The 4,316-nt window shown below is 70.3% G+C and carries 4 protein-coding genes; 2 read left to right on the top strand and 2 right to left on the bottom strand.

The annotated features are described in order from the left end of the window. Positions 1-51 precede the first annotated feature (51 nt). Positions 52-558, bottom strand: coding sequence for a carboxymuconolactone decarboxylase family protein (locus tag ACQKIP_RS41010; RefSeq protein WP_365855843.1), 507 nt, complete (start codon positions 556-558; stop codon positions 52-54). Between the two features lie 113 nt (positions 559-671). Then, complete coding sequence (locus ACQKIP_RS41005; protein WP_365855841.1) at positions 672-2,717, bottom strand: SpoIIE family protein phosphatase; 2,046 nt, start codon at positions 2,715-2,717, stop codon at positions 672-674. Positions 2,718-2,929: 212 nt separating this feature from the next. On the opposite strand from ACQKIP_RS41005, the gene ACQKIP_RS41000 reads away from it, so the two are divergent. Continuing rightward, a complete protein-coding gene (locus ACQKIP_RS41000; RefSeq protein WP_365855839.1) occupies positions 2,930-3,661 on the top strand; it encodes a hypothetical protein in 732 nt (243 codons plus the stop codon). Between the two features lie 116 nt (positions 3,662-3,777). Beyond that, entirely contained in the window at positions 3,778-4,212 is a 435-nt protein-coding gene (locus tag ACQKIP_RS40995) for an SRPBCC family protein (protein WP_365855837.1), read from the top strand. Positions 4,213-4,316 lie beyond the last annotated feature (104 nt).

Raw genomic sequence — 4,316 nt, 5'->3', positions numbered from 1 at the left:
CCACACCGCCTGCCGGCCGCCGCCTTCGAAGGCGGCGGCCGGCAGGCGGTCCTAGTTCCACGGGTCGCTGAACGAGCGGCCCGGTACCGGCTTGGCGATGAGTGCGACCGCGATGAAGAAGCTGACCTGGCCGATCGCGAACATCAGGGTGCTCAGCGCCGCGGGCTCATAGAGCTCCGCCGCCCTTGCGTACAACGCGTCGGAGACCCGCTGGCCGTGCGCGGACGGCTGCAGGACGGCTTCCGTCAGGGCCAGCGCGGCACGCTCGGCCTCGTCGAAGTACGGGGAGTCCTGCCAGGACGACACGGAGGTGATGCGCTCCTCCGCCTCCCCGGCCTTGCGCAGGAATCCCGTGTGCAGAACGGTCAGGTAGGTGCTGCCGACGATCTGGCCCGCCCGCAGCTGGAGCAGACTGATCGTGGAGCGGGGCACCGAACCGTTCCCGGTGACCTTGAACAGGGCCGCCGACACCGCCGCGAGCTCGGGCACGAGCCGGGCAGGGTCCTCGGCCATCCGGGGCCCCATCGGGACCCTTGCCGTGATCGAACGGGTTTCCATCGCTGTCTCCTCAGAGCTTTCGTACGGCTGTCACTGCTCTGACGGATCGTGGCGGGACGAGGTAACAGCGGGCGGACGAGCGCGCGTTCACGGCTGACGGCCCGACGTCCCGCTCACGTCTCGGGGACGGCGAATTCGCACCAGACGGCCTTGCCCTCGCCGCGAGGCTCGACCCCCCAGCGCGTGGCGACCGCCTCCACCAGGAGCAGGCCGCGTCCGGATGTGGCGGTCTCCACCGGGGACTTCTTGCGGGGGCGGGTGCTGGAGCGGTCCTTGACCCACAGCCGTACGCGGCGGGGCGGTCCGGTGAGCACCTCGAGCGTGAGGATGGCGCCCCCGTCGGTGTGGACCAGGGCGTTGACGAGGAGTTCGCCCGCCGCCACCTCGACGTCGTCGGCGACCGCGCCCAGGCCCCAGGACGCGAGGTGTTCGCGCAGCGCCGCCCGTGCGTCGGCGAGCCCTTCGGGGTCGGCCTGGTGGACGTAGCGATGGATGCGCGGCTCCTGGAGCGTGCCGGGGTCGGGCAGCCGGCGCAGGACCAGGAGCGCCACGTCGTCGCTGCTGCCCCACCGCTGCCACAGGGCGCGGGAGAGATGGTCCGCCAGGTCCTCGGCCCTCTCGGGCCCCTGGGACAGCACCTCGGCGAGGTTCTGGATCCCGGTGTCGAGATCGAGACCGGCGTCCTCCACGAGACCGTCCGTGCACATCACCAGGGTCTCGCCCGGCACGAGGTCGAGCCGCACCTCGGGGTAGTCCTCCATGCCGAACTCGGTGGCAAGCCCGAGAGGCAGCCCGCCGCGCACCCGTGGCACGCCGACCCGGCCGTCCACGTGCCGTACGAGGGGCGGCAGATGTCCCGCCCGCACGGCCCGCACGATGCCGGTGGCGGGGTCGAACTGGGCGTAGGTGCAGGTGGCGAACCGCTCGGTGTCCAGCTCGGCGAGGAAGCGGGAGGTGCGCGAGAGGACCGTCGCGGGCGGATGCCCCTCGCCGGCGAAGGCCCGCAGGGCGATGCGCAGCTGCCCCATGATGGCCGCGGCATGGGTGTCGTGTCCCTGTACGTCGCCCACGACCACGCCGATGCGCCCGCGGGGCAGGGTGATGACGTCGTAGAAGTCCCCGCCGACCTCACGGCCGCCCCAGGCGGCGTGATAGCGCACGGCGACCTCGGCGTCCGTGACGTCGGGGATGCCGCGCGGCAGCATCGTGGCCTGCAGGCTCTTGGCCAGGTCGCGTTCCTCGTCGAACAGCATGGCGCGTTGCAGCGACTGGGCGACGATGCCGGAGAGACCGATGCAGAGGTTGCGGTCCGCGTCGGTGAATTCCTTGCGGCCGCGGTAGAAGAGCGCAAGGCCGCCGATGGCCCGGTCTTGGGCGACCAGCGGCAGGAACGCCGCCGAGTCGAGCTCCATGTGGTCGATGTAGGGCCCGAGGCGGGTGAAGCGCTGGCCGAGGTCGGGCAGCGAGTCCACGAAGCGGGGCTGCCGGGTCAGGACGGCCTCGGCCAGCGGCAGCTTTTCGTCGACCTTGTGCAGCTTGAGTTCGTCGAGGGCCTGCATCGTCTGGCCCACCAGGGCGATCAGCTTGAGGTCTTCGCCGTCGACCAGGCCGAGGACGAGGCCGTCGGCGGCGAACCGGTCCAGGCCGCTGGCGCCGGACAGGACGGCCACCACGTCGTCGACCGTGACGGCCCGGGAGAGGGCCTCGGTGGTGCCCTGCACCATCAGGGCGATGCCCTGGCGCCGCTCCTCGCGCGGATCGGTGGCCGCGAGCTGCGTCGCGTCGTCCGCGGCCGTCCGTATGACTCCGACGACGCGCACGGCCCGTCCCTCGTCGTCGCGCAGGACGTGCCCGCGCGCATGGCTGAGGTGCATCGACTTGTCGCGGTGACGGACACGGAAGTAGACGCCGTAGTGGTCGGCGCCCGTGGTGCACGCTTTCGTGACGGCGTAGGTGATCCGCACCATCTCGTCGGACGGCACGCTGCGGTCCAGTGAGGCCACCAGGCCGTGGAACTCGTCGGGACGCAGGTCGAGCACCGCGAGAGCACCGGCGTCCAGAGTGAGCTCACCGCTGTCCAGGTCCCAGTCGAAGCTGCCCGTACCGGTCAGGAGCAGGCGCTTTTCCAGGTCGATGTGTGACTTCTTGGCTGACGTCATGGCTGTCTCCGTATGCCGCTCGGTCACCATAAGCGCCAGGCGTCCCGGGCGCGCGGCCTCGGACCGGCACAAAAAGTGAGCACCGGCGTTCCGGTGATCTATGTGTGCAAGGGGGTAACCGGGTGTTTCTGCGGCCACCGAGGCCGCGAAACGCACGGAGGGCGCGGGCGCGCCCCCGGAGAGGAGCAGACGTGCAGAGGGGCAGCAGAACCATGGCGGCCGCGGTAGCCGGAATGGCGTTAGTGGCCCTGGCAGGGTGCGGTGGCGACGACTCTGACGGCAAGAGCAAGCCGTTCGAGGGTAAAAGCGCCGATCAGATCGCCGCCGACGCAGTCGAGGCGACCAAAGCGGCCGACTCGATGCACATGAAGGGAACCGTGCAACCATCTGCGGGTTCCCCGTCGACCGTCGACCTGTCGGTGGACAACAGCAACAACTGTGACGGCACCATCGAGTCGCAGGGTGCGTCCGCCGATGTGCGGAACGCAAAGGGCACTTTCTACCTGCGGGGCGACGAGAAGTACTGGACGGCCGCGCTCAAGGGCCAGCCCGGCAGCGACAAGATTGTTCCGAAACTGGCGGACAAGTGGGTGAAGGCACCCGCTGACGACGCGACGACGAAGAACATGTGCGACAAGCACGCGCTCATCGCCGACCTGGACAAGGACAAGTCCGAGCGCAAGGGCATGAAGAAGGGCTCGACGGCGACCGTCGACGGCGCCGAGGCGATCCGGCTGACGAAGAAGACGTCCGGCGGCGAGACCATGACGCTGTACGTCGCCACCGAGGGCAAGCCGTACATCCTGCGGTCGAAGACGACCGGCGGCAAGGCCCCCAACACCACCACCTTCAGCGACTACGGCAAGCCGGTCAGCCCGCAGGAGCCCGCGCCGGGCGAGACCGTCGACCTCAAGAAGATCGCGGCGTCCGGCGCGAAGGCCTGACGCCCGCGCGTCGACGTGCCGTCTGCGCATGGCCTGCCCGCGAAGGGGTACCGGAGCCCATGGCTCCAGCGGCCCGGAGAATCCGCGGCCACTCCCCCGTCCAGAAAGAGGTGCGTATGTCCGCGTCCCTGCTCGAGTCCGTCGACATCAAGGCGCCGGTCTCCGTCGCCTGGGAGCTGTGGAGCGACGTGACCCGGTGGCCCTCCTTCCTCAGCCATGTGCGGCTGGTCGAGCCGATGGACGGACGCCGCTTCGCCTGGCAGCTGGAACTGCCCGGCGCGGAGAAGAACTTCGTCGCCGAGCTCACCGAAGTGGTCAGGGAGAACCGGATCGCCTGGCACACCGTCGAGGGGGTGGACCACGCCGGCGTGGTCACCTTCCACCGCCTGGGCGACACCACCAGCCGGGTGACGCTCCAGATCGAGTACGACCCCAAGGGCTTCGTGGAACACCTCGGCGCCCTCACGAACCTGGACTCCACGCTGGCCAACTACGACCTGGGTGAGTTCCAGAAACTGGCCGAGAAGACGGCACAGCAGACGCGCCCCTGACGGGGCCGCCGGCTGACACGACGGCGCCCGGGCCGCCGCGAACTCAGAGAGCGCGCCGCCGCGGGTGACGCCGAACCGCGCGGGGGGGGGGTGAGGGGGGCGCC

It is taken from the genome of Streptomyces sp. NPDC059900 (assembly GCF_050270335.1).
GTDB lineage: Bacteria > Actinomycetota > Actinomycetes > Streptomycetales > Streptomycetaceae > Streptomyces.
The sequence above is the reverse complement of the archived record's forward strand: the minus strand, read 5'-3'. Positions and strand labels throughout refer to the sequence as shown.

Excerpts from the sequence above, each read along its gene's own strand:
- ACQKIP_RS41000 (WP_365855839.1), top strand. The coding sequence starts at position 2,930 with ATGGCGGCCGCGGTAGCCGGAATGGCGTTAGTGGCCCTGGCAGGGTGC.
- ACQKIP_RS40995 (WP_365855837.1), top strand. The coding sequence starts at position 3,778 with ATGTCCGCGTCCCTGCTCGAGTCCGTCGACATCAAGGCGCCGGTCTCC.
- ACQKIP_RS41005 (WP_365855841.1), bottom strand. The coding sequence starts at position 2,717 with ATGACGTCAGCCAAGAAGTCACACATCGACCTGGAAAAGCGCCTGCTC.
- ACQKIP_RS41010 (WP_365855843.1), bottom strand. The coding sequence starts at position 558 with ATGGAAACCCGTTCGATCACGGCAAGGGTCCCGATGGGGCCCCGGATG.